Annotated in this window: 23 protein-coding genes; 12 read left to right on the top strand and 11 right to left on the bottom strand. The window is 42.4% G+C overall.

Annotated elements, in window-relative coordinates; genetic code table 11:
• Positions 1-41: 41 nt before the first annotated feature.
• Both AC4MCC_RS06475 and coq7 read left to right on the top strand, forming a co-directional pair.
• Positions 42-1,361 (top strand): MFS transporter, encoded by a 1,320-nt coding sequence (locus AC4MCC_RS06475; protein WP_419364821.1) that lies wholly within the window; start codon positions 42-44, stop codon positions 1,359-1,361.
• Positions 1,362-1,364: 3 nt separating this feature from the next.
• Positions 1,365-2,000 carry a 2-polyprenyl-3-methyl-6-methoxy-1,4-benzoquinone monooxygenase gene (gene coq7 / locus AC4MCC_RS06470; protein WP_004783823.1) on the top strand — a complete coding sequence of 212 codons (636 nt, stop codon included), beginning with the start codon at positions 1,365-1,367 and terminating at the stop codon, positions 1,998-2,000.
• A 435-nt stretch (positions 2,001-2,435) separates the two neighbouring features.
• On the opposite strand, the gene AC4MCC_RS06465 is transcribed toward coq7, so the two are convergent.
• The 5 genes from AC4MCC_RS06465 to AC4MCC_RS06445 all read right to left on the bottom strand — a co-directional run bounded on the left by AC4MCC_RS06465 (position 2,436) and on the right by AC4MCC_RS06445 (position 5,695).
• Entirely contained in the window at positions 2,436-2,870 is a 435-nt protein-coding gene (locus AC4MCC_RS06465; protein WP_419364824.1) for a 2-amino-4-hydroxy-6-hydroxymethyldihydropteridine diphosphokinase, read from the bottom strand.
• Positions 2,827-3,207, bottom strand: a complete 381-nt coding sequence (folB, locus tag AC4MCC_RS06460) for a dihydroneopterin aldolase (protein ID WP_004783828.1) — start codon at positions 3,205-3,207, stop codon at positions 2,827-2,829. The genes AC4MCC_RS06465 and folB overlap by 44 nt, the downstream gene beginning before the upstream one ends.
• Before the next feature lie 132 nt (positions 3,208-3,339).
• The gene (locus tag AC4MCC_RS06455) at positions 3,340-4,638 is read right to left on the bottom strand and encodes an ABC1 kinase family protein (protein ID WP_491880116.1); all 1,299 of its coding nucleotides are present in this window, start codon (positions 4,636-4,638) and stop codon (positions 3,340-3,342) included.
• Positions 4,639-4,696: 58 nt separating this feature from the next.
• The gene (locus AC4MCC_RS06450) at positions 4,697-5,467 is read right to left on the bottom strand and encodes a HesA/MoeB/ThiF family protein (protein WP_180002248.1); all 771 of its coding nucleotides are present in this window, start codon (positions 5,465-5,467) and stop codon (positions 4,697-4,699) included.
• Positions 5,468-5,506: 39 nt separating this feature from the next.
• Complete coding sequence (locus AC4MCC_RS06445; protein WP_180013001.1) at positions 5,507-5,695, bottom strand: hypothetical protein; 189 nt, start codon at positions 5,693-5,695, stop codon at positions 5,507-5,509.
• A gap of 261 nt (positions 5,696-5,956) precedes the next feature.
• On the opposite strand from AC4MCC_RS06445, the gene AC4MCC_RS06440 reads away from it, so the two are divergent.
• Positions 5,957-6,466 carry a pyridoxamine 5'-phosphate oxidase family protein gene (locus tag AC4MCC_RS06440; RefSeq protein WP_034704527.1) on the top strand — a complete coding sequence of 170 codons (510 nt, stop codon included), beginning with the start codon at positions 5,957-5,959 and terminating at the stop codon, positions 6,464-6,466.
• A gap of 189 nt (positions 6,467-6,655) precedes the next feature.
• Here AC4MCC_RS06440 and AC4MCC_RS06435 read toward each other — a convergent pair whose 3' ends face one another.
• The 3 genes from AC4MCC_RS06435 to AC4MCC_RS06425 form a co-directional block, all read right to left on the bottom strand.
• The gene (locus tag AC4MCC_RS06435) at positions 6,656-8,302 is read right to left on the bottom strand and encodes an AMP-binding protein (RefSeq protein ID WP_491880117.1); all 1,647 of its coding nucleotides are present in this window, start codon (positions 8,300-8,302) and stop codon (positions 6,656-6,658) included.
• 254 nt (positions 8,303-8,556) lie between these two features.
• Positions 8,557-9,693, bottom strand: coding sequence for an acyl-CoA dehydrogenase family protein (locus AC4MCC_RS06430; RefSeq protein ID WP_491880118.1), 1,137 nt, complete (start codon positions 9,691-9,693; stop codon positions 8,557-8,559).
• A gap of 92 nt (positions 9,694-9,785) precedes the next feature.
• Positions 9,786-10,556, bottom strand: coding sequence for a 3-hydroxyacyl-CoA dehydrogenase (locus AC4MCC_RS06425; RefSeq protein WP_125279513.1), 771 nt, complete (start codon positions 10,554-10,556; stop codon positions 9,786-9,788).
• A 139-nt stretch (positions 10,557-10,695) separates the two neighbouring features.
• Here AC4MCC_RS06425 and AC4MCC_RS06420 point away from each other — a divergent pair, with 139 nt between their 5' ends.
• The 4 genes from AC4MCC_RS06420 to AC4MCC_RS06405 all read left to right on the top strand — a co-directional run bounded on the left by AC4MCC_RS06420 (position 10,696) and on the right by AC4MCC_RS06405 (position 14,421).
• Positions 10,696-11,718 carry an AraC family transcriptional regulator gene (locus tag AC4MCC_RS06420; protein ID WP_419364832.1) on the top strand — a complete coding sequence of 341 codons (1,023 nt, stop codon included), beginning with the start codon at positions 10,696-10,698 and terminating at the stop codon, positions 11,716-11,718.
• 228 nt (positions 11,719-11,946) lie between these two features.
• On the top strand, positions 11,947-12,300 hold the full coding sequence (locus AC4MCC_RS06415; RefSeq protein WP_419364834.1) for a hypothetical protein: 354 nt from the start codon (positions 11,947-11,949) through the stop codon (positions 12,298-12,300).
• 322 nt (positions 12,301-12,622) lie between these two features.
• Positions 12,623-13,594 carry an aliphatic sulfonate ABC transporter substrate-binding protein gene (locus AC4MCC_RS06410; RefSeq protein WP_395526260.1) on the top strand — a complete coding sequence of 324 codons (972 nt, stop codon included), beginning with the start codon at positions 12,623-12,625 and terminating at the stop codon, positions 13,592-13,594.
• Complete coding sequence (locus AC4MCC_RS06405; RefSeq protein ID WP_491880120.1) at positions 13,594-14,421, top strand: ABC transporter permease; 828 nt, start codon at positions 13,594-13,596, stop codon at positions 14,419-14,421. Before AC4MCC_RS06410 ends, AC4MCC_RS06405 begins: the two co-directional genes overlap by 1 nt.
• Positions 14,422-14,490: 69 nt before the next feature.
• Here the strand turns inward: AC4MCC_RS06405 and prmC are convergent, their stop codons facing one another.
• Both prmC and prfA read right to left on the bottom strand, forming a co-directional pair.
• Positions 14,491-15,309, bottom strand: a complete 819-nt coding sequence (gene prmC, locus AC4MCC_RS06400) for a peptide chain release factor N(5)-glutamine methyltransferase (protein ID WP_491880121.1) — start codon at positions 15,307-15,309, stop codon at positions 14,491-14,493.
• The gene (gene prfA / locus AC4MCC_RS06395; RefSeq protein ID WP_004783856.1) at positions 15,309-16,397 is read right to left on the bottom strand and encodes a peptide chain release factor 1; all 1,089 of its coding nucleotides are present in this window, start codon (positions 16,395-16,397) and stop codon (positions 15,309-15,311) included. The genes prmC and prfA overlap by 1 nt, the downstream gene beginning before the upstream one ends.
• Before the next feature lie 358 nt (positions 16,398-16,755).
• On the opposite strand from prfA, the gene AC4MCC_RS06390 reads away from it, so the two are divergent.
• The 4 genes from AC4MCC_RS06390 (at position 16,756) to AC4MCC_RS06375 (ending at position 19,874) form a co-directional block, all read left to right on the top strand.
• The gene (locus AC4MCC_RS06390) at positions 16,756-17,184 is read left to right on the top strand and encodes a glycine zipper domain-containing protein (RefSeq protein WP_034171622.1); all 429 of its coding nucleotides are present in this window, start codon (positions 16,756-16,758) and stop codon (positions 17,182-17,184) included.
• Positions 17,185-17,433: 249 nt separating this feature from the next.
• Positions 17,434-17,883, top strand: a complete 450-nt coding sequence (locus AC4MCC_RS06385) for a hypothetical protein (RefSeq protein ID WP_004783858.1) — start codon at positions 17,434-17,436, stop codon at positions 17,881-17,883.
• Between the two features lie 154 nt (positions 17,884-18,037).
• On the top strand, positions 18,038-19,042 hold the full coding sequence (locus AC4MCC_RS06380) for an LLM class flavin-dependent oxidoreductase (RefSeq protein WP_419364843.1): 1,005 nt from the start codon (positions 18,038-18,040) through the stop codon (positions 19,040-19,042).
• 280 nt (positions 19,043-19,322) lie between these two features.
• Entirely contained in the window at positions 19,323-19,874 is a 552-nt protein-coding gene (locus AC4MCC_RS06375; protein ID WP_419364845.1) for an NAD(P)/FAD-dependent oxidoreductase, read from the top strand.
• 256 nt (positions 19,875-20,130) lie between these two features.
• Here the strand turns inward: AC4MCC_RS06375 and ppsR are convergent, their stop codons facing one another.
• Complete coding sequence (ppsR, locus tag AC4MCC_RS06370) at positions 20,131-20,967, bottom strand: posphoenolpyruvate synthetase regulatory kinase/phosphorylase PpsR (protein ID WP_004783863.1); 837 nt, start codon at positions 20,965-20,967, stop codon at positions 20,131-20,133.
• Between the two features lie 154 nt (positions 20,968-21,121).
• Between ppsR and ppsA the strand changes: the two genes are divergently transcribed.
• Positions 21,122-23,500 carry a phosphoenolpyruvate synthase gene (gene ppsA / locus AC4MCC_RS06365; RefSeq protein WP_419364847.1) on the top strand — a complete coding sequence of 793 codons (2,379 nt, stop codon included), beginning with the start codon at positions 21,122-21,124 and terminating at the stop codon, positions 23,498-23,500.
• The last annotated feature ends 152 nt before the right edge of the window (positions 23,501-23,652 follow it).

The raw sequence follows: 23,652 nt of genomic DNA, 5'->3' as shown, positions 1-23,652 counted from the left end.
ATCTCACATTTCTTAATAAATCTTAATGTAGCACGTCTTATATGAACAACAATGAACATTTGTTAGCGAGCCGCCGCTTTTTACCCATGTTCCTGACCCAGTTTTTTGGTGCACTGAATGATAATGTTTTTAAACAGGCATTATTACTGGTGATTACCTATGGCTGGATTCAGCAACAATCAGCCAGTATTAGCACACTAAATAACCTGGCCGCACTATTGTTCATTTTGCCTTATTTTATTTTCTCTGCGACGGCAGGCCAGATTGCAGACAAATATGAACGTTCCCAGCTGATTCGCTATCTAAAGATTTTTGAAATTGTGATCATGATTGTGGGGACTGTTGGTTTCCTACTCGGTCATTTATGGATTCTATTGTTTGCCCTGTTTTTAATGGGTACTCAATCCACTTTTTTCGGCCCGATTAAATATGCCATTTTGCCTGAAGTATTAAAACCAGATGAACTGATGTCAGGTAACGCGCTGTTCCAGTCAGGCACTTCTTTAGCAATTTTATTCGGTATGATTCTGGGTGGTGCAGTCATTGCTGCTTCTACAGGCAATCTGATCTGGATCAGCCTGACGGTATTAAGTATCGCCGTGATTGGCTATCTCTCCAGTCGTTATATTCTGAAGCAGAGCATTCCAGCGCCTGAAATCAACATTGACTGGAATTTTTTCCGGACCAGCTTTCAGACCATTAAATATGCCAAAAGCTTACCGCTGGTTTTTTTAATTCTGCTGGGTAACTCCTGGTACTGGTTTTATGGTGCAACCTATCTTACCCAGATTCCTCAACTCACCTTACAAAACCTGCATGCTTCTGAAAATGTCGCCAGTTTGCTTTTAACCTTTTTCTCTGTCGGGATCGGCTTAGGTTCTTATTTATGCCGCAGATTAGGAGGTACTGAGGTCAATATCAAAATGGTTCCCATTGGTGCCATTGGCCTTGTAGTCTTTGCCTTATATCTAGCCGCAAGTCTTGCCTTTGTTCCGGAACGTACCGGTACGTTACTCGGCTTGGCAGATGTATTCCAGCAAGGCTGGAGCTATTATCATGTGATGCTGGCGGTAACTTTACTAGGCATCAGTGGCGGTTTTTATATCGTACCGCTGTATGCCATGATGCAAGCGCATTCTCCCCGCTCACATCGTGCACGTGTGGTTGCAGCAAATAACATCCTGAATGCCGTTTTCATGGTATCTTCTGCTATATTCTCAATTATTATTTTAAGCATTTTAGAGTTTGATCTTAAAATACTTTTCTGTATTACTGCAGTGTTGAGTGGCCTGTTTACCTTATGGCTGCTCTATAGATTGAAACCGATGATCAAAATCGCAAAAGCCCCTTTGGAGGATTAATTCATGCGTCAATATACAGGTGTCGATAAGCTTATTCATTCTTTTGACCAGGCATTACGCAGTCTTGTTCCAGGAACGACTTCCTCACAACGGGAAAATCCAGCCAAACCGGTTGAAACTCAGCTTACCGTGAGTGATGCCCGTCATGTGGCTGGTTTAATGCGTGTGAATCATAGTGGTGAGGTTTGTGCCCAGGCGCTTTATCATGGACAGGCATTAACAGCGAAATTACCAAATGTACGTCGGGAAATGGAACAGGCGGCAATTGAGGAACAGGATCATCTGGCCTGGTGTGAAGACCGCTTACAAGAACTGGATAGCCATACCAGTTTACTCAATCCGGTCTGGTACGGCCTTTCCTTTGGGATGGGTGCAATTGCCGGCATTGCGGGTGACAAATACAGTCTGGGTTTTGTTGCTGAAACCGAACGCCAAGTGAGTATGCATTTACAGCATCATATTAATCAGCTGCCCGCACAGGATGAACGCTCACGTCGCATTCTGGAACAAATGAATGAAGATGAACTGCATCATCGTGATACAGCTTTGGCTGCAGGCGGTGTAGATTTACCCCTTCCAGTCAAGATTGCTATGACCGGTATTTCCAAGTTAATGACTAAAACCAGTTATTATATTTAAGTATCAAATGAAGCCCTCTTTTTTGAGGGCTTTTTTCATTCTTATGAATTCTTAAACAAGATAACTCATTGATCGTTTTTTGAGTGTAGATCAATCAATTTAACCGCCTATCCAACAGAATATTGATTCACATTTTAATCAAACTCTATTCGTTTATTTAGCTGTTATAATCGAACCGGTTTCATCTCGTATTTATTAAAATTCTAGAACGATTGACATAGGTATAACTGCTAAATAGCTATGACCTATTTATCAAAAAAATAATGCTTTAAAGGTGACGTATGGAAACAGGTATTATTCTTGGCATTCTGTTTGCAATCATAGTGTTGTTAGTTGTTTTTTATCACAAGAAAAAATAGACAGCTGTTCTTAGCAAATTCCAATTCGCTAATTAAACTAAGCTAAAAGATACCTTTTACTCGCTTTAGATATAAATTAAATTTTGACTTGTGGATATTGAAGACGGCGATCATATTCAAATGCAGGATGAGACCAGATGTCATGCATCGGGATTTTTACGTCTAGGGCAAGCGGTAATTTTTTCGGATTAAAGTCCATCTGATTTAAATCATTTCCCCATGCAATCAGGTCGACATCCAGGCTGATCTGATGCGATGGTCGAACCCGCCCTGAATCCGTTTCCATTTGCTTTAATAAATCTGTCATATCTTGAACAGAAACCTCACTGTATAGGAGACAGGCTGCATTCCAGTAATCTGCTCCGATACTATCCCGACATGGAATGAGGTAAATTGGAGAAAACCGGACTTCCCCCAACTCACTGATCCGTTGCTGGGCAGCCTGAAAATGTTGCTGTGGATGACAATTACTCGCCAGTGCTAGGGCGAATATCGTTGCGGTGGCGTTCAAGACGTATCCCTACAGAATTGGCTTGCGCGATAATGGCAGGCTTACGGATCGTAATCATAATCGATTCTACACTTTCAAAGGTAGCAAAAAGCGCGTCTAGTACCAGTTTTGCTGCATGTTCGATCAATTTTGGCTGAGCTTCCTGAATCACCCGCGCTGAAATCTCGCAAATTTCGGCATAATTCAAAGTATCTTCCAGTTCATCTGACTGTGCCGCTTGTTCTAAGTTGGTACGAATGTTTAGATCCAGCATTAAAGGCTGAATGATTTGACGCTCCCAATTAAAGCAGCCGACTACTGTATCGACCTTTAAGCCTTCAATAATAATTGCGTCCATTTTAAAACTCGGAATTTAATATTTACCAATAATCTCCCTAAATCCCTCTTTAATACAGAGGGACTTTCATCACTTCTAATTATTTTGTAATGAAAGCCTCCCTTTATTAAAGGGAGGTCGGGAGGGATTAAATTAATGCTTTAACAGCAAATTTGGGTCCATGGTCTGAACCATCTGCAAACGCTGATCTGCATAAATGTCTGTATACGGTGCCAGAATTCGCATGAAACGGTCGAAATACAGCATTTGCTTAAACAATAAGGCAAAGTCACGTGGGAAGCGAATGCCATGACGTTCACCGACTGCCACCATATCCATCATAATATCGTTAAGATCTGCTGGGCTTGAAGTCAGTAATTCCTGAGGATCAGCTAACATCACACCACTAAACAAACGTTCGAGATCAGCCGCAAGCACTTTGGTATCAATCGCAACTGCAGTCATGCCCATTTTCAGCATATTCTCTGCCATCAGGGTATAATTGGTATGCTGCAAGGCATCCATAAAGGCCATACACGCTGTCCAGACTTCTGGTTTAAGCTGGCCGACAATACCAAAATCAATAAAGCCCACACGACCATCTTCAAGCAGCATCAGATTACCCGCGTGTAAATCAGCATGGAAACTGTTACACATCATCAGGCTGCCAAACCAGGTGTTCATTGCAGTGATGAGAACCTGTGACGGGTCTTTAGCGACCTTTTTCACCACTTCAAAATCAGTCAGTGGCACGCCATATAAACGTTGCATAGTCAGCACACGACGTGTTGAATATTGATGATAAACCTTAGGAGCAGTTGCTGCTTTGTTATTGGTGATATTCAGATAATTGACGAAATCATCCAGATTTTGTGCTTCTTCAATAAAATCAACTTCACGCACCATCCGGGTTTTGATTTCTTCGACAATATCTGCCAATGACGCAAATTTTACTTTCGGTACTGCTTTTTCCAGCAGTTTGGTCGCCCAATGCAATACATTTAAATCGGTATATAGAATTGTTTCCACACCCGGCTTTTGTACTTTAATAACTACATCTTCACCAGAAACCAGCTTGGCCGCATGTACCTGTGCAATGGAAGCAGAAGCCAGTGGTGTTTCTTCAATTGAGGCAAAGATTTCATCCAAGTTTCGGCCAGAAAACTCTGATGCTAGCACTTCTTGGATATAGCTGAATGGCAAGGTCGGTGTTTGATCCAGACAGCCCTGAAACTCTTCCACATATTCACGCGGAAACAGCGACGGCGTACTGGCAATAAACTGACCGAGCTTGATATAGGTTGAGCCTAAAGACTCAAATGTTTCACGCATGAGTTTGGCATTACTTGGCTTTTCAGTAGCATATTTAATGCCGGCCTTCGCCGCAACTACCGCGGTTTCACCCATACGGGCAACCGAACGTATTCCATCTAACCAGATATTTTTTTTCATAATGTCTTAGGAAAAATTAATTACATGCAGTGTAGCAAAAAAATTAAATTTTGCAGGCCTATCTTGCCTGACAGACCGGGCAATCTGTATCTTTTTCGAAACTTAAAATGCGCTGTTTGAAACTCAGACCATCCCAAAGTAAAAGTTTCTGCCTAAGTGGCATTTTACCCAGGCCTAAATAAAGCAAAGCATGATGAGCTTGCAAACTCGCCATCACATTCGGCGTAGTCGCCAATACGCCTGAATCTGCACAGCGCAAACTGGTATCAGCCTGATGTTCAGATGGGAACAGGCAGGCATAACAGGCTGAATCCCCTTCCATCATGAACAGTTGCCCTTGCAAGCCAATCGCAGAAGCACTGATTAAAGGCACATTCAGTTTTACACAGCTCTGATTGACCAGATAACGTGTCTCGAACTGATCACATCCATCCAGCACTAGATCCTGATGTTCAATAATACTTTCTGCATTTTCAGTCGTTAAAGCTTGATTGATATATTCAACCTGAACATTCGGATTAATCTGAGCCAGTCTTTTCGCGAGTATTTCTGCCTTATAAAAGCCTAAATCATTTGGCGTAAATGCCAGTTGTCGTTGCAGATTACTCATCTCAATCGTATCAGGATCGATCAGGGTAATTTTGCCAACACCTGCCCGTGCCAAAAGTTCTGCCAAGGCACAACCAATCCCGCCGCACCCCACGATACAGACATTAGAAAATTTCAACTTTTCCTGTGCTTCAATATCCCAGCCATCCAGAAGAATCTGGCGACTATATAAGTGCAATTCAGCATCGGTGAGTTCAAACTCTGGGGATATGGCATCCATAGTCGATATAGACAACGTCGTTCCTTGTTTCGAAGATTTTTAAGAAGCATGTGCCACAAAAAGTGCATTTACCGAAATTTCAATATGCGGATAAATCTCGAGCAAATTAACTTCTCTGCGCATAAACAGCAAATCAATAAATGGCTTGGCAATACTAGCGCTAAATAGCATATCAGTTAAATGCTCCGTATCAAGCTGATAGTGTCCTAATAAATATGTAATAGTCATATTATGAATGCACTTAACTTGATCTATATGCCACTTAATTTATTCACGTATTACATCTTCCTGGAACCTCGTTCTTCTATTCTTTTATCACCCTGTAACTGAATTTCGATTGTTTAGCACTTCTGTAGCTGCTGCCTGCAATTCAGTAGGAAAATGTATCAGTTCAGTGAGACCCTCTGTATCCATTCCTAAATATGATTAAGCTGCTTAAGGAATAAATAGTAATTATCCTCGCTTTCAAAAATAGTATGGAGCATATAGATGAACGAACAAAATCAGCATAATAATCGTGAAAAATTATGGGAATTAATCAAAGATGTGCGTTACACCATGATCAGCCATGTAACCGAAAGTCAGGAAATTCATTCTCAGCCGATGACCATGCTCAATTCTGAGCAAATGAATGAAGATCAGAACTTGTATTTCATCATGCGTGATACCAATGATCTGGTGAAAGCTGCCACTACTGGTCGCACTCAGATTGGCCTGTCTTTCGCTAAACCTTCTGATGGTATTTATGTATCGATCAGTGCAAATGCACAGATCAGTACTGACCGTATTCTGATTGAAAAATTATGGAATCCATGGGCAGAAAACTGGTTTGAGGGTAAAGACGATCCTAGCGTGCGTGTACTGATTGCTGAAGCTGAAAGTGCAGAATACTGGAATGTCACCGATAATAAAGTAACTCAGCTATTTAAGGCATTAAAAGGTGGTGTGACTGGCGAAGCTGGGGAACCAGATGCTGAGCACAAAAAAGTTGATCTATAAGTAAATAAGAATTTCACCTTCAATTTAGCCTCGCAATAAGAGGCTAAATTTTTGATTTATTTTATTTAAAAGATGAATAGTATTACATTGTAATGACAATTATTTTCTCTGATAAATTTAAAAATAAACAGATCAATCATATAAAAAAGGCCGCAATTGCGACCTTTTCAACATGTTTAAATAAATATTTTAACTGACCTGTTTGATACCCTGAATCTTGGCAATTTCCTGCTGTTTAAGTAGATTACGCTGAATTTTACCGCTAGAGGTTTTAGGCAAATCACTTAAAAACTCAATCTCTTTCGGATAGGCATGTTTAGATAAACGGGAACGCACATAGTTTTGCAATTTCAGCATCAGTTCTTCACTAGCAGCATATTGTGCTTTAAGCACTACAAAGGCTTTCACAATTTCGGTACGTTCCGGATCTGGCTTTCCAACCACAGCGGACTCCAGCACCTCTTCACACTCCAGCAAGGTACTCTCTACATCAAAAGGTCCAACTCGATAACCCGAAGTCGTAATAACATCATCCGCACGACCAATGAAATCTATTCCACCATATTCATTCAGTTTTACGGTATCACCCGTTAAATAGTACTGTCCCACGAAGGCTTTACGATTATTGCCGCCATAGCCTTCAAACCACATCAAAGGTGAGGCTGAGCAGTCCATGGCCAAAGTACCAATACCACCTTTTTCGACTTCCTGATGCTCTTTATTTAAAACTGCAAAACGATGCCCCGGAATGGCAAAGCCAGCAGAACCGATTTTCTTGTGATGCTCCAGCGCATGATGATTGGCAATCACCATTCCCAGTTCCGTCTGTCCATACTGGTCGTAGATATTGACGTCCATTTCATGATTAAACCATTGAATGACTTCAGGCGTTAATGGCTCACCTGCACTACTGACCACACGTAAACATGAGCTAATCTCAGCATCAAATTTTTCCTTAAAGCCATAGAACATCCGGAACGCGGTTGGAGAACCGGTCAGGTTATTTACCCGATATTTTTTAATGACTTCAACAGCATTGTCTACGCTAAAGGCACGTTCATCCAGAATGATGCTATGTCCCAGACTTAATGGACCTGCAATTCCATAATACAGACCATAAGCCCAACCTGGATCTGCCAGATTCCAGAAAGTATCTTCGTCACGTAAATCTACGGCGTGCAGCATATAGCCTTTAAATGCCAGTAAAGCTTTAAGCGGAACAGGCACTGATTTTGCCAGCCCCGTTGTACCTGAAGTAAACATCATCAGGAAAATGTCACTAAAACGACCTTGAACCGGCTCAAATTCAGTTGGGCATTTCTTGAGTTCTGTCCAGAAATCAGCATCCTGATTGGTACTTTCAGGCGTTTGATGTACGGTTAAAAGATGTGGAATATCGAGATCATTCAGTTTCGCTCGCTGTTCCTGATTGGTAATAATCAGTCGGGTATGTGCGGTATTAATACGATGCTCGATTGCCTTGCTTTCAAAAGCGGTAAATAAAGGCTGATAAATCGCACCAATACGCCAGGTAGCAAGAATAGTAATTAATAATTCGGGGGTTCGTGGGAGCAAACCAGCGATACAGTCACCTGCTTGTAAACCCAGTGAGGTCATATAATGAGCCAATTGTCCTGAAGCCTCAGCCAATTGTTCAAAAGTCCAATATTGGGTCTTGCCATTTTTACCTTCCCAGATTAACGCGATCCGGTTTTGTCCTAGAAAACGTCCACAGCATTCTGTATAGGCGTTGAGTGCATCTGGCACTCCTGCCAGATGTTGTTGAACCATAGTGTCAAAATTAAATTCACGATACGCTTGTTCTAGTGTCTTCATCACGACAACCTCTATTCCGTTTATAAACAGACTTTATGTCTGTGTCCGTTGTATTTGTTGTTCTGTCTACCGCCTGCGAATTCCATTGCAATGCCGGTTTTATATAACATGCCCTATTGCTAGGACATGTTAGGTGTCACTCTGCTGAGTCACTTTTCGCTTAATCAATAATTGACCATGTTTTATAGACCATCACAATTTCCATATCCCTCAAATGAGCTGCAAGATTTGAACAGTCGGCTATTTCATGACTTTTAAACTTTGCTCACTTCCCGGGCAATGACCAGACGCTGAATATCAGATGCACCTTCATAAATCTGGCTCACTCTGACATCACGGTAAATACGTTCAACCGGGAAATCTGAGACATAACCATAACCGCCATGAATCTGAATCGCATCCGAGCAGACTCGCTCTGCAATCGTCGAAGCAAACAGTTTAGCCATGGACGCTTCTTTTAAGCATGGTAATCCTGCATCTTTAAGCGTTGCTGCATGTAAGACCAGTTGTCTTGCTGCCTCAATCTGGGTGGCCATATCTGCGAGACGGAACGCCACTGCCTGATGCTGTACCAGTTCGACGCCAAAGGATTTACGTTCATTGGCATATTCAACAGCAGCATCCAGTGCAGCTCGTGCCATACCTACAGATTGTGCTGCAATCCCGATCCGGCCAGATTCCAGATTAGACAAGGCAATCTTGTAGCCTTCACCTTCTTGTCCTAACAGGTTCTCAGCCGGAATCCGGCATTGATCAAAAATGATGGTTGCGGTATCGGAACAATGCTGCCCCATTTTTTCTTCCAGATTCGAGACGATATATCCTGGACTATCGGTAGGTACTAAGAAGCATGAGATTCCTTTCTTGCCCGCAGATTTATCTGTCACTGCAAATACCAATGCAATCTGGGCATGCTTACCGGTAGTAATAAACTGCTTGGTGCCATTTAATACCCATTCATCGCCATCACGTTCTGCCTTACATTCCAGTGCGCTGGCATCCGAACCGGCTTGAGGTTCTGTCAGGCAAAAACACCCCAACCATTCACCGGTCGCTAGTTTAGTCAGGTATTTCTGCTTTTGTTCCTCGGTACCATAACGCTGGGTAATCCCGCAAGGCAGTGAATTTTGTACACTGACAATGGTCGAGATGGCTCCATCTCCAGCAGCAATTTCCTCAAGGGCTAGTACCAGCGACACATAGTCCAGGCCTGCTCCACCCCATTGTTCAGACACGGTCATACCGAGTGCACCAAGCTCACCGAGTTCTCTCAATTCTTGTGCTGGAAATTGAGCCGTTTTATCCCTTAAACCAGCGGTAGGTTTCAGTTTTTGCTGCGAATAGTTTCGCATCATTTCCTGAATCATTTTCTGTTCGTCATTTAAAAGCACTGCGTATATCCCTTACTTATCTTTTAATTTTCCATATAGAGTGAATAAACCTATCTACTCTGACTTTTGTATTTTGCTTTGTTGATTCGAACTTATTTTGGAGCCATACGGATGGCACCATCCAGACGAATCACTTCACCGTTTAGATAGCTATTTTCAAAAATATGACCCACTAACTGGGCAAACTCCTGAGGTTTAGCCAGACGTGGTGGAAATGGAACCATCTGCCCCAGAGCATCCTGTACATTTTGCGGCATGCCTTTCAGCATTGGGGTTTCCATAATGCCCGGTGCAATGGTCATGACACGAATCGCTTCACGCGCTAGCTCACGTGCTAGTGGCAGCGTCATTGCAACGACCGCACCTTTAGACGCAGAATAAGCTGTCTGACCAATCTGACCGTCAAAGGCTGCAACTGAAGCCGTATTCACAATCACGCCACGCTCCTCTTCATCCGTTTGCAGTTCATACTTGGCGATTAAAGCCGCCGCAAAACGAAGCATGTTAAATGTGCCACTTACATTGATATTCAATACTTTCTGGAACATCGCCAGTTCATGGATTCCATTACGGCCTAGCACTTTGGCAGAGGGTGCGATCCCAGCACAGTTCACCAAGCCATTGAGTTGACCATACTTGTTTTCAACATGATTAAAGAAAGCTTCAACCGCCTGCTCATCCGTTACATCCAATTGTACAAATTCAGCCTGCTCACCCAGTTGCTGTTGTAAGGCATTGCCCTGTTCCTGGTTCATATCGACCAGAATCACTTTTGCACCCTGTTCTACCAGATGAGCCGCTGTGGCTGCACCCAGACCTGATGCACCACCAGTTACCACAATCACTTTTCCCTGAATTTTCATGTTAATGTCCTGTTCCTATTTTTTATGACAAGCTACGACTTAATAGGCAGAGTAAACAGAGATTTTATTCTGTACAATTTCCAAATGTTGCATCTTCACTGATGGATTTGGACAATAAAGAAGGGATATCTGACTGGCTATGCAATTACCAGCCTTGGAATATAGTAAGGGAACCATTTCAATTGATCTGGTTCATGAAGCACTGCTGAATGCCAAAGCACAGCATTATGATATTGCTGCGATTCTAACTAAGGCTGCCATTCCCTTAGAGATTCTGCACTCTGCTAAAGCACGGGTGTCAGTAGCGCAATATGCCGCGCTATGGACTGCACTTGCAGACAGCATGAATGATGAATTTTTTGGCATGGACAGTCATCCGATGCGCCGTGGCAGTTTCAAGCTCTTGTCAAAAATGCTGTTACAGACCGATACGCTGGAAAAAGCTCTGCAGCAAATCCTGCAATTTTTTAATCTGATTCTGGATGATCTGCACAGCACCCTCATGGTCGAGGAAAACTTCGCCTATATCGTGATCTATGACCAGAAGCAGACCAAGCGCATGTTTAGTTATGCAACCTATCTAATGCTGACTCATACCCTGCTATGCTGGTTAAGCGGACAGCGGATTTTACTCAATCAGATCCAACTAAAATGTGCCGCGCCATTAGATGATTTCGATTATAAAGTCCGTTTTTGTGAACAGATTGAATATCAGGCCAGTGAAAACTATATCCAGTTTGATGCCGCCTATTTGCAGCTCCCGGTAAAACAGGATCAGACCTCCTGGTATCAGTTTATTCAGCAGACTCCGCATAACCTGCTAGTTCGCTTTAAAAATCCTTATGCGCTAAGTACACAGATCCGCAAACAGCTTTTAAAAGTACCTCCGGCTGAATGGCTTGAACTGAATGAGCTTGCTTTGAAAATGAATATGTCTGAAGCCACCATGCAACGGCGTCTTAAAAATGAAGGTGCGACTTATCAACAGCTCAAAAATGAAATTCGTCGTGATACAGCCATTGAACTTTTAACCTGTACGGATCAAAGTTTGCAGGACATTAGTGATCAGCTTAACTTTCAGGAAGTCAGTGCTTTTCATCGCGCCTTTAAAAAATGGACAGGGGTTAGTCCAGGTGCCTATAGACAAAATACTACTAGATAATTTATATTTAATAAGACTTAAAAACGATTAAAATTCAGCATATAAATTTAAATTTATATTTTCTCAACAGTTATATTTTTCAAGGCTTACAGCCCAAAAATAGAGGACTGAACGGTCATCCATAATGCTTTGCATTTCCTATTAATATAGTTTATTTTTCAATCAATTCTTTAGTGCTTCTCTTTTGGCTGTACTCCCTTTCCCTCTTTCCTTGTTGAAGGTATTTCCATGTTAAAGATGACTGATGTTCTTGGACAGAATCTTGTTCAAAACTTCGCCCAGGCTTTAGTTTCTTCGACCGATCTTAATGCAGAGCAATTGAATCAAGGCATCTTGAATGCGTCTGATTCTGCCCTCAAAGATGCTATTGTGCACTTCTTTAATCAGATTGATGCTACTGAAGCTGCGAAATCGCTTGAAATTCCGACTGAGCGCATCGTTGCATTACAACAAGGTATTGCGCTGAAAGATGAACAGTATCTTGCTGATACTGCCAAAGTCGTGGCCCTTTGCTTGGCAATGGAAACTGGTAGTCTAGATCAAGTCGAAGTTTATGACTGTCTGCAAGACTACCCAATGTAAGCTACCCAGATTTATAAAATAGTGACTCAAAAAGCGATGCTGATGCATCGCTTTTTTATGGCACTCGTTATTTATAAAATTTCATGCTGCAAGGACGAATAATTAGAAAAACAGCTTATCAATTTACGCCATACCATTTTTAAAATTTTATCTAAGCAAAACCTTTCTATTTTTTATTTAATAAATTTAAATAAAAACAAATACCTATATTTAAAACTGTTAATTATTTCATTTTTTGATTTGATTATCTTTTTTTCTTTTTTGTGTGCTCATCTATTTACCGCTATGAATGTCAAAAATTTAATTCAAGATTGAGATATTCATGAAAAAAACATTAAGAACATCAGGTCTGACTTTACTCGGTCTTTCTATTTCTTTCTTTACCGGCTTGGCTAACGCAGCGATTCCATCTGAATTAAAACTGGACTATGCCTATTATGCACCGACCAGTCTGGTGGTTAAAGAACAGAAACTGCTAGAAAAAGCTTTGCCAAAAACCAAGATTAAATGGGTATTTAGCCAAGGCAGTAACCGCTCACTCGAATATCTAAATAGTGGCAGTACCGATTTCGCTTCAACTGCAGGTTTAGCGGCAGTGCTTAGCCGTGCCAATGGCAGCCCGATTAAAACGGTTTATATTCAGAGCCAGCCTGAATGGACAGCACTGGTCGTCAATAAAGATTCGAATATCAAATCACTGAAAGATCTGAAAGGTAAAAAGATTGCTGCTACTAAAGGTACCGATCCTTTCTTATTTACCTTACAAGCCTTAGATACCATTGGCTTGGGCAAACGCGATGTAGAGCTGGTGCATTTACAGCATCCGGATGGTAAGACTGCGTTGGAGCGCAAACAGGTCGATGCCTGGGCAGGCCTTGATCCTTTAATGGCATCTGCACAGGCGCAGTCAGGTGCCAAATTGCTGTATCGCAATGTCAGCTTTAACTCTTATAGCGTACTGAGCGTAAAAGACCAATTTGCCAAATCCAGTCCGGAAGCGATTGAAGCGGTGATTAAAGCTTATGAACAGGCACGTAAATGGGCGAAAGCCAATCCCGACAAACTGGCTGAACTACTGGCACGAGAAGCTAAGCTTCCAATTGAAGTCGCCAAGCTTCAACTCAGCCGTACCAATCTAGATCAAAATATTCCAACCACCAAACATACCGGGGCATTACAAAAAGCCGGTCGTATCCTGACGGAAGAAGAACTGGTTCGTAAAGGAACCAATGTCAATCAGGTCGTGACTCAATTATTTGATGCCCGCTATGCAAAAAAGGTTGTAACTAAGTAATGACTATACCGAAAAGCATCTCGGAACAGTTGAGCGTGGAAGAACAGCCAAAATCCGCTGTGCTACCACGTAGCATTTCGCTGATCAAAGCCCTCACTCTACCTGTTATTTTTATTGTATTGGTAGAAATATTAGTCCGTAATGGCGTGATCGAACCTTATCTATTGCCTGCGCCGAGTAGCCTGTTTCAGTCCTTTACTGAACTGGCTGAGGGTGATTTATGGCAGCATATTTGGACCAGTAGCTGGCGAGTTTTCTTAGGTTTTGGCATTGGTAGTGGATTGGGACTGATCTTTGCAATTCTGGTGGGGTTAAACAGACATGCAGAAGATTTTCTGGAACCAACGTTTTCTGCAATTAAATCTATTCCGAGTCTAGCCTGGATTCCTCTACTCCTGCTTTGGTTAGGGATTGACGAATCTTCTAAAATCACCTTGATCGCAATTGGTGCCTTCTTCCCGACCTATACCAATACTGTGGCTGCAATTCAGGGTGTGGATCGTAAGCTGATTGAAGTCGCAAAAGTCTATCGCCTGAAATACTGGCAACAGGTTCAGCAGATTGTATTGCCTGCTGCCTCACCGGGAATATTGACTGGCTTAAGAAATAGCCTGAGTTTGTCCTGGATGTTTATGATTGCGGCTGAATTGATTGCAGCTACTCAAGGGATTGGCTATTTGCTCAGTGATGGTCGTGAAACTTCACGTCCGGATATTGTGATTATTGCCATTATCCTGTTGGCAGTCCTAGGCAAAATCACGGACAGTATTATGAAGCTGTTTGAAACCCGCTTACTGCGCTGGCGAGATGTGATCAAAAAGTCATAATTTATTGAATAAAAGAATTAGAAAAGCGACCTATCTAGGTCGCTTTTTTATTAAATCAAGCTTTAAAAATTAATGTGGCCACTGGCCTAAAGTCACACGGTCATTGCCGCCATAATCTTTCACTGTACGGACCTGTTTATAACCAGCTTGAGTAAATAGATGACGAACCGCATCGCCCTGATCATAGCCGTGCTCAAGCACAACCCAGCCATTTACGGTCAGATGTTTTTTGGCTTGCTGAATAATCATCTCAATATCAGCCAGACCATTTTTGTCTGAAACCAGCGCACGTTCCGGCTCAGTTGCCAGATCTGGCATATGCTCATCATCAGCATCAATATACGGCGGATTAGATACAATCGCATCAAAGAACTGGCGGCCAAATGGTTTTAGCCATGAACCAAGAATAAATTGCACCTGATCCAAATCATGCTGTTCCGCATTGTATTTGGCAACTTCCAGTGTGGGTTCATAAATATCAGTAGCGGTCACAGACCAGTTAGGGCGCTCAGACGCCAGTGACAAGGCAATGGCACCGGTACCAGTCCCCAAGTCAACAATTCGCGCATCTTCCGGCAGGTCTAATTTCAGGACTGTTTCGACCAGCACTTCGGTATCCGGGCGTGGTACTAGCGTATCTTTAGTGACTTTTAGATCCAAAGTCCAGAACGGTTGTGAACCTATGACATAGGCCAATGGCTCACCTGCAGCAATCCTCGCCAGGCTTTCGACATAGGCCTGTTCCTGTTCAGGCGTTAACTGCTGGTCTTTTTTCATTACCAGATCAAAAGAATCAATCTTGGTAATGTGTTCCAACAGCCAGGCATTTTCCTGCCGTTCATAACTTTCAGGTTCACCACGTAAAGCCAGTGCTTCTTGAATGTTCATTAGCCACCATTCTGCTGTGCAAGCATGGCCAGCTGATCGGCCTGATATTCACGATGCAGACTGTCTAATAATTCAGTCAGATCACCCTCCATCACAGCATCCAGCTTATATAAAGTCAGGTTAATACGGTGATCGGTCATACGGCCTTGTGGATAGTTATAAGTACGAATACGTTCCGAACGGTCACCCGAACCGACCAGGTCACGGCGCATTTCAGAAGTCGCTGCATCTGCTGCGGCACGTTTGGCATTTTCCAGACGTGAAACCAGTAAGGCCATCGCTTTGGCTTTGTTTTTATGCTGTGAACGTTCATCCTGACATTCCACCACTGTACCGGTTGGAATGTGAGTAATACGCACCGCAGAGTCAGTTTTGTTAATGTGCTGACCACCGGCACCTGATGCGCGGTAAGTGTCGATACGCAGGTCAGCCGGATTAATGTCGACTGATGTATCCACATCCACTTCTGGAAGAATTGCCACAGTACATGCTGAAGTATGTACACGACCTTGAGATTCTGTTGCAGGCACACGTTGTACACGATGCGCACCACTTTCAAATTTCAGGCGACCATAAACGCCTTCACCATTCACCAGGCAGATGACTTCTTTATAGCCACCGTGCTCACCTTCATTTTCAGACAGGATTTCAATACGCCAGCCTTGAGATTCCGCATACTTGCTATACATACGGAACAAATCACCCGAGAAGATAGCCGCTTCATCACCGCCGGTTCCGGCACGGATTTCCAGATAAGCAGAGTTGGCATCATTCGGATCTTTTGGAATCATCAGGATATTCAAATCAGCTTCAAGCTGTTCGATCAGGGCTTTATTTTCCTTAATCTCTTCCTGCGCCATTTCCTTAAAGTCAGGATCAGACAGCATGGCTTGCGCAGTTTCAATATCTTCTTCAGCCTGTTTGTACTTGGTCCAAACGCTGGTAATCTCGGTTAAATCATTATGCTCACGTGATAACTGGCGAAAACGCTTGTTGTCCGAAATCACTTCAACATCTGCCAATAACGCAGTCAGTTCTTCATGACGGTCAGAGAGTTGGTCTAATCGTAAACGTAACGATTCTTTCATTTTCTAAAAAATCTCAAACATAAGGCTGTGACTAAACAAACAGTGATTTAGCACAGCGAAATCAAAAAATTGCGCCTAGTTTAACGATTCTCTGGGTCAATGAACATCATTATTCAGTAAGTCAGTGCTGAGATGCAGCGATGTCATCGTCATTTGTTAACAAATATAAATAAAATCTTCAGTTTTGGATTTTTTCTGCTCAATTTGATCCTTATTTATTTCTCATTTTACAAATTGGCAAATAAACACATTAAATATGGAGGTAGATCTTCACATTCTTTTGGGCACGATTTGTTACATTTTCTGCGTCGAAACACACTAACATATGAAAGTCCTATCAGGGACACGGAGTTACAACATGAAACTCAATGCAATTTTACTGAGTGCTGCAATGGCTGCAGGCTCAATGATGACAGTGAGTGCGCATGCAGACAGTACTGCACGTGTGGCAGCAGCAAGTGCTTTAGGTAGCGTTGCTGGTACTGCACTGGGCAAAAACATGGGGGGCAACACTGGCGCAACAATTGGTGCCGCGTTAGGTGGTGCAGGTGGTGCTGCTGTTGCAAGTAACAAGAAAAACCGTACCTCATCTGCAATTGGTGGTGCTTTAGGTGGCGGTGCTGGTTATACCGTAGGTAAAAACATGGGCGGTTCTAATGGCGGCTACATCGGTTCAGCACTTGGTGCTGCGGGTGGTGCAGCATTAGGTAATAAAATTTCTAAAGATAAAGCAGCCGATCGTGCCAAAGCGAATCGTGCTAAACACTGGAAAAAACGTCACCGTTAATTTCCTGGCCTCAGGCTCTTTAAATTCGACGCTACATTTAATATTAAAAGCACCTGTTTGGGTGCTTTTTTTATTGTGCGTTCAACTTATCCAAATTCATGTAATACATCAAATTATCAGAACTAGATCATGAATAAATTAAGGAGATAAAAATCACAATTCGCCAACACTGCCTCCATGCTATTTGACGGTTGCTAGATTAAATTTATCTCATCAACAAATACAGCTAGATATATAAAAGGTGTACTCATGAATTACAAATCTCTAATGATCGCTGTTGTAGCAACCTCAGCCATGGGTATGACAGCCGCCAATGCCGGAAATACAACGAATACGGCTTTAGCTTCTGCTTTGGGTGGTGTCGTTGGTGCCGCAGTGGGCAATAAAATGGGTGGTACAACTGGCGCGACAATCGGTTCTGCGATTGGCGGTGGTGCTGGTGCCGCAGTAGCTGCAAATAAACGTGACCGTAATGGTGCGATTATCGGTGGTGCTTTAGGTGGTGGTGCTGGTTATGCCGTAGGTAAAAACATGGCGGGTTCTAATGGTGGCTTAATTGGTGCTGCATTAGGTTCTGCAGGTGGTTCTGCCCTTGGTAAAAAAGTCAGCGAAGACCGTCGTTATGATGACCGTTATGACCGTCGCTATAGTTCAAAAAACTATCGTACTAGCAACTACCGTTATAACCACCGTCGCTAAGATTTCCTCTATTTACTTTTCCTTCTTGAATAAGCATCTTCGGATGCTTATTTTTTGTCTGTTATTTTGGTTTACATATATATCGATTTTTTTCGATATACAAATACAATGCAAAGACGTATGCTCTTAGTCATGTTTATTCAAGAGTAATATTATGCGTACGCTTACCGATACCCAGTTCTCTATTCTCGAACTGGTTCCAGTTCGTGACGATAAGACCATTCAATTCTCCCTGCAACATGCGCTGGAATTAGCTCAGACCGCAGAACGTCTAGGTTATAGCCGGATGTGGCTGGCCGAGCATCATAATATGGATGGTATTGCCAGCTCAGCGACCGCCGTCCTCTTAGGCTATTTACTGGCAAATACTAATAGCATCAAACTTGGCTCTGGTGGCATTATGCTGCCAAACCATGCACCCTTAGTGGTAGCAGAACAGTTCGGCACATTAGCGACTTTATACCCAGATCGTATTGAACTGGGACTGGGTCGTGCTCCTGGTACCGATCAAATGACCATGCGTGCTTTGCGTCGTGGCCGTCAGGAAACTGAAGATCAGTTCCCGCAGGATGTTTTAGAAATTCTGCAATACTTTAAAGAGCCGATTCCAGGCCAACGCATTGTGGCAACTCCAGGCCAAAGCACACACGTACCTGTGTGGTTATTAGGTTCGAGCCTGTTTAGCGCACAGCTGGCAGCAAAACTTGGTCTACCCTATTCTTTTGCATCTCACTTTGCTCCGCGTATGCTTGGTCAAGCGATTCAGCTGTATCGGGACAATTTCGAACCGTCTGAATATCTTGATCGTCCTTATGTTTCTATGGGCGTACCGACTTGTGTCGCAGATACAGATGAAGAAGCTGAATATCTGGCAACAAGTGCTTACCAGCGTGTCCTTGCCCTGATTCGCGGTCAAAGCCTGAAATTGAAAGCGCCAATTGATTCTATGGAAGGACTCTGGTCACCACCTGAAAAAATGTCTGTCGATAATTTCTTTGCCATGGCACAAGTGGGTTCTAAAGAAACTGTTAAAGCCGGTCTGGAAGCACTCATAGCAAAATATGATGTAGATGAGTTTATCTTCACCTGTGACATCTATGACACAGAGAAACGTCTGCATAATTTTGAATTACTGATGCAAATCAAAAACGGGCAGTAATGCTGTCTTGCTTTGCCTAATTTATTCTTATCTATATACCCATTCTCAGGAATGGGTATATTTTTTTAAACTGTGTTTGAATATTTCAAGTTTCCAAATGGATAAGTTTATGTCTAAGATGGATCTCCTGCACTTTAATCCATCTATCTCTCATTAAAAATACAATAGAAAAAAGAATGACTGTCTAAGTTAAATTTTGATCTTTACCGCTCTAGGGCTTTTGCTAATATCTATAACAAAGCAAATAAGACCAATTATTAAATAATTTCAAGGAAAAACAATGTCTACCAAGCAGGATGCACACGCGGGTATATTTGAGAATCGTCCCGAAAATTTCCAGCATTTTACTGGCATTAAAGTGCCCTCTTCCCAGCTCGCTGAACTTGACTGTACTGGAAAAGATATTGCGATTATTGGTACGGATCAATTTACCGTAAGCCAGCTCAACAAGATTAGCCAGCAAGCTCGCTCAGTAAAAGTTTTTCAGATTAATCCGCAATTTGTATTGCCAGGTACTGAACGTGGTTTGCAGCGGCTATTAAATCACCCATTGATCATTAAAAATCGACGCCTATTTAACAACCGGATTAAAAGTATTTTGTCATTACGTTATCTGGAAAATCAGGTACAGAATTTATGGCTCAGACGCCAGCTCATGCCAAATCTTGCAGCTGCATCCAAAGTTTATCTTAAATCAGACCACTATTATACTGCTCTGCAACGTGAAAATTGCCAGCTGATTACCTGGCCTATTGCAAAAATTTCCGAAAATAGTATTCATTGTATTAATGGAGATGAACATCAGGTTGAGCTAATTGTGCATACTTTTTAATCATCAAGTTAATCTGTTTTTAGCTCATAAGATTAAAAATTCGGAGTGTAGTGGGAAAAATTTAGCTCTGTAAAATTGAATTTCTGAGTTCATTGAAGAGCAAATAAGCTTAAAAACCAACCACTACATTTTTGATTAAAATATTGAATATTTCAACAACTTATAATATTCATATTTTATTTCTATGAAAGTAGTATTTTTTATTAATTTTTATCTATAAATCAGAGCCAAACTGAAGTCTGGCTCTGAATTCTTTTTAGCCAATTCGACGTTTTAGTCCTGTCATTTGTAAGACACGAGTTGAAATTTCTTCAATCGACATTTCCGAGACATTCAGATACTTGATCCCTTCCGAAATATAGATGCCTTCAATTGCACGTAGTTCCATCTGGCATTGGCTGAAGCTGGCATAACGGCTGTTGGCCTTACGTTCTGTACGGATTGCAACCAGACGTTCTGCATCAATCATCAAGCCAAAAAGCTTGTTTTTATGCGGTCTTAGCACTGCTGGCAGGCGGTTATCGTCCAGATCTTCTTCAGTTAGCGGATAGTTCGCTACACGAATTCCAAATTGCAGAGACAAATAAATTGAGGTTGGAGTCTTACCGGAACGCGATACGCCAATCAGGATCAGATCAGCCTTATCATAGTGACGCGTACGCGCACCATCATCATTGTCGAGCGCAAAATGTACGGCATCAATACGTGCCTTATAAGACTCAGAATCGGTCACCGCATGGGTCTGACCGACTAAAGTCGTAGGTTCAGTACCAAGCTCTTCTGATAGTTTACTGATAAGCCCTTCAAAAACATCAAGATTTACTGCATTTGCAGTATTAATGATGTCACGCACATAGGGATCCACCAACGTATCGAAAACCAAAGGTTTTTGACCGTCTTTTTGGGCACGTTCATTGATCTCTGTGACCACATTCATGGCCGCTTCTTCAGAGCTAATATAAGGGATAATATGAATGTCAAAATCCACATGCGGAAACTGTGCTAACAGTGAGTGGCCAAGGGTTTCAGCAGTAATGGCAGTACCATCGGAAATAAAAAACACACTCCGCTGAATTTGTTTACCTTCTGACATTAAAATTCTCCTCAAACATTTGTCTTAGTACTATATAATCTTTATAGTAAACCGATCTTACATGACTGTCGCTTAGTAAAATCAAAAACCTAGAAGATTTGCTATACTCTCATGCCAAGATAGTGATTAATACTGCAAAAGTGGAGTAACAACTTTGGAAGCGCGCGTAATTGGTCTAGAAAAATTAGGGAAGCACGATGTTGAGCTTGTAGGTGGGAAAAACTCATCTCTGGGCGAAATGATCAGCCACTTATCTAATGCTGGTGTATCAGTACCAGGTGGCTTCGCAACAACAGCTGCTGCTTATCGTGAATTTCTCGAGCAAAGTGGCCTAAACGCTAAAATCAATGCAGAGCTTGCTGCACTTAACGTTGATGACGTCAATGCACTTGCTGAAACTGGTGCAAAGATTCGTCAATGGATTGTGGAAACTCCACTTACTGCTGAACTGGAAAAGGAAATTCGTGCAGCTTTTGCAGAACTTTCAAACGGCAACCCTGATATTGCGGTTGCCGTTCGTTCATCTGCGACTGCAGAAGACTTACCTGATGCTTCTTTCGCAGGTCAGCAAGAAACCTTCCTGAACATTCGTGGTATCGATAACGTTCTGATCGCGATCAAAGAAGTGTTTGCATCTTTGTACAACGACCGCGCGATCTCTTACCGTGTACACCAAAACTTTGCGCATGACGTAGTTGCCCTTTCTGCTGGCGTACAACGCATGGTTCGCTCAGAAACTGGTGCTGCTGGTGTAATGTTCACTCTAGATACTGAATCAGGCTTCCGTGATGCAGTATTCATTACAGCTTCTTATGGCTTGGGTGAAATGGTAGTTCAGGGTGCAGTAAACCCAGATGAATTCTATATTTCAAAACCGCTGCTAAACGCAGGCAAACACGCTGTACTGCGCCGCAACTTAGGTTCTAAACACCAGAAAATGATCTATGGTGAAGAAGCTGCTGCGGGTAAATCAGTTGTTGTGGTTGATGTAGAAAAAGCAGATCGTCAACAATTTGCATTGAACGATCATGAACTGCAAGAATTGGCTAAACAAGCATTGATCATTGAAAACCACTACGGTTCTCCAATGGACATCGAGTGGGCTAAAGACGGTGATGACGGTAAAATCTACATCGTTCAGGCGCGTCCTGAAACTGTGAAGAGCCGTGAAAATGTCGGCACGATGGAACGCTACCTGCTAAAACAAAAAGGTAACGTGATCTGTGAAGGCCGTTCAATCGGTCAACGTATCGGTTCTGGTAAAGTCCGCATCGTAACTTCAATTAAAGAAATGGACAAAGTACAAGACGGTGACGTACTTGTATCTGACATGACTGACCCGGATTGGGAACCAGTGATGAAACGTGCTGCTGCGATTGTAACTAACCGTGGTGGTCGTACTTGTCACGCTGCGATCATTGCACGTGAGCTTGGTGTTCCAGCGATCGTAGGTTGTGGCAATGCAACTGAAGTGCTTGTTGACGGTCAAGACGTAACTGTATCTTGTGCTGAAGGTGATACTGGTTTCATCTACGAAGGTGCATTGGATTTCGAAATCCAAACCAACTCTATCGAATCTATGCCAAAACTTCCGTTCAAAATCATGATGAACGTAGGTAACCCGGATCGTGCATTTGACTTCGCGCAAATTCCGAACGAAGGTATTGGTCTTGCTCGTCTAGAGTTCATCATCAACCGTATGATCGGTGTGCATCCTAAAGCATTATTGAACATCGACAGCCTACCACGTGAAACTCGTGCTGCTGTACTTGCTCGTACTGCAGGTTATGCATCTCCAATCGAGTTTTATGTAGAAAAACTGGTTGAAGGTATCTCTACTCTTGCTGCTGCCTTTGCTGACAAACCAGTGATCGTACGTATGTCTGACTTCAAGTCAAACGAATACGCTAACCTGATCGGCGGCAAACTGTACGAACCTGAAGAAGAAAACCCAATGTTGGGCTTCCGTGGTGCAAGCCGTTATGTATCTGACAACTTCCGTGACTGCTTCGAACTTGAATGCCGTGCACTGAAAAAAGTTCGTGACGAAATGGGTCTGACTAACGTTCAAATCATGATCCCGTTCGTACGTACTGTTGCTGAAGCTAAACGTGTTATTGAGCTATTAGGTCAAAACGGTCTGAAACGTGGTGAAAATGGTCTTAAAGTGATCATGATGTGTGAATTGCCAACTAACGCTTTGTTAGCTGAACAATTCCTTGAACACTTCGATGGTTTCTCTATCGGTTCAAATGACTTGACTCAGTTAACGCTTGGTCTGGACCGTGACTCTGGTATTGTTTCTCACCTGTTTGATGAACGTGATCCAGCAGTAAAAGCACTGCTTTCTATGGCCATCCATGCTTGCCGTAAAGCAGGCAAATATGTAGGTATCTGTGGCCAAGGTCCTTCTGACCACCCAGATCTTGCACAATGGCTGATGGAACAAGGTATTGAATCTGTATCTCTTAACCCAGACTCAGTATTAGATACCTGGTTCTTCCTGTCTGAAGAGAAAGCTCAAAAGGCTTAATTCGCTCTATAAAAAAGACCCTATCATAGGGTCTTTTTTTATGTTCTCAATATTACCTAGATATTGTCTTAATCACATTTATAGTTAAATGATTAATCATATGTTTTGATTTAGCTGAAATCAAATTATTTATATAAACATAAGCTTCTTAG

The sequence above is a fragment of the Acinetobacter sp. CAU_H_56 genome, assembly GCF_058599425.1.
This window is presented reverse-complemented; position numbering and strand designations above follow the sequence as displayed.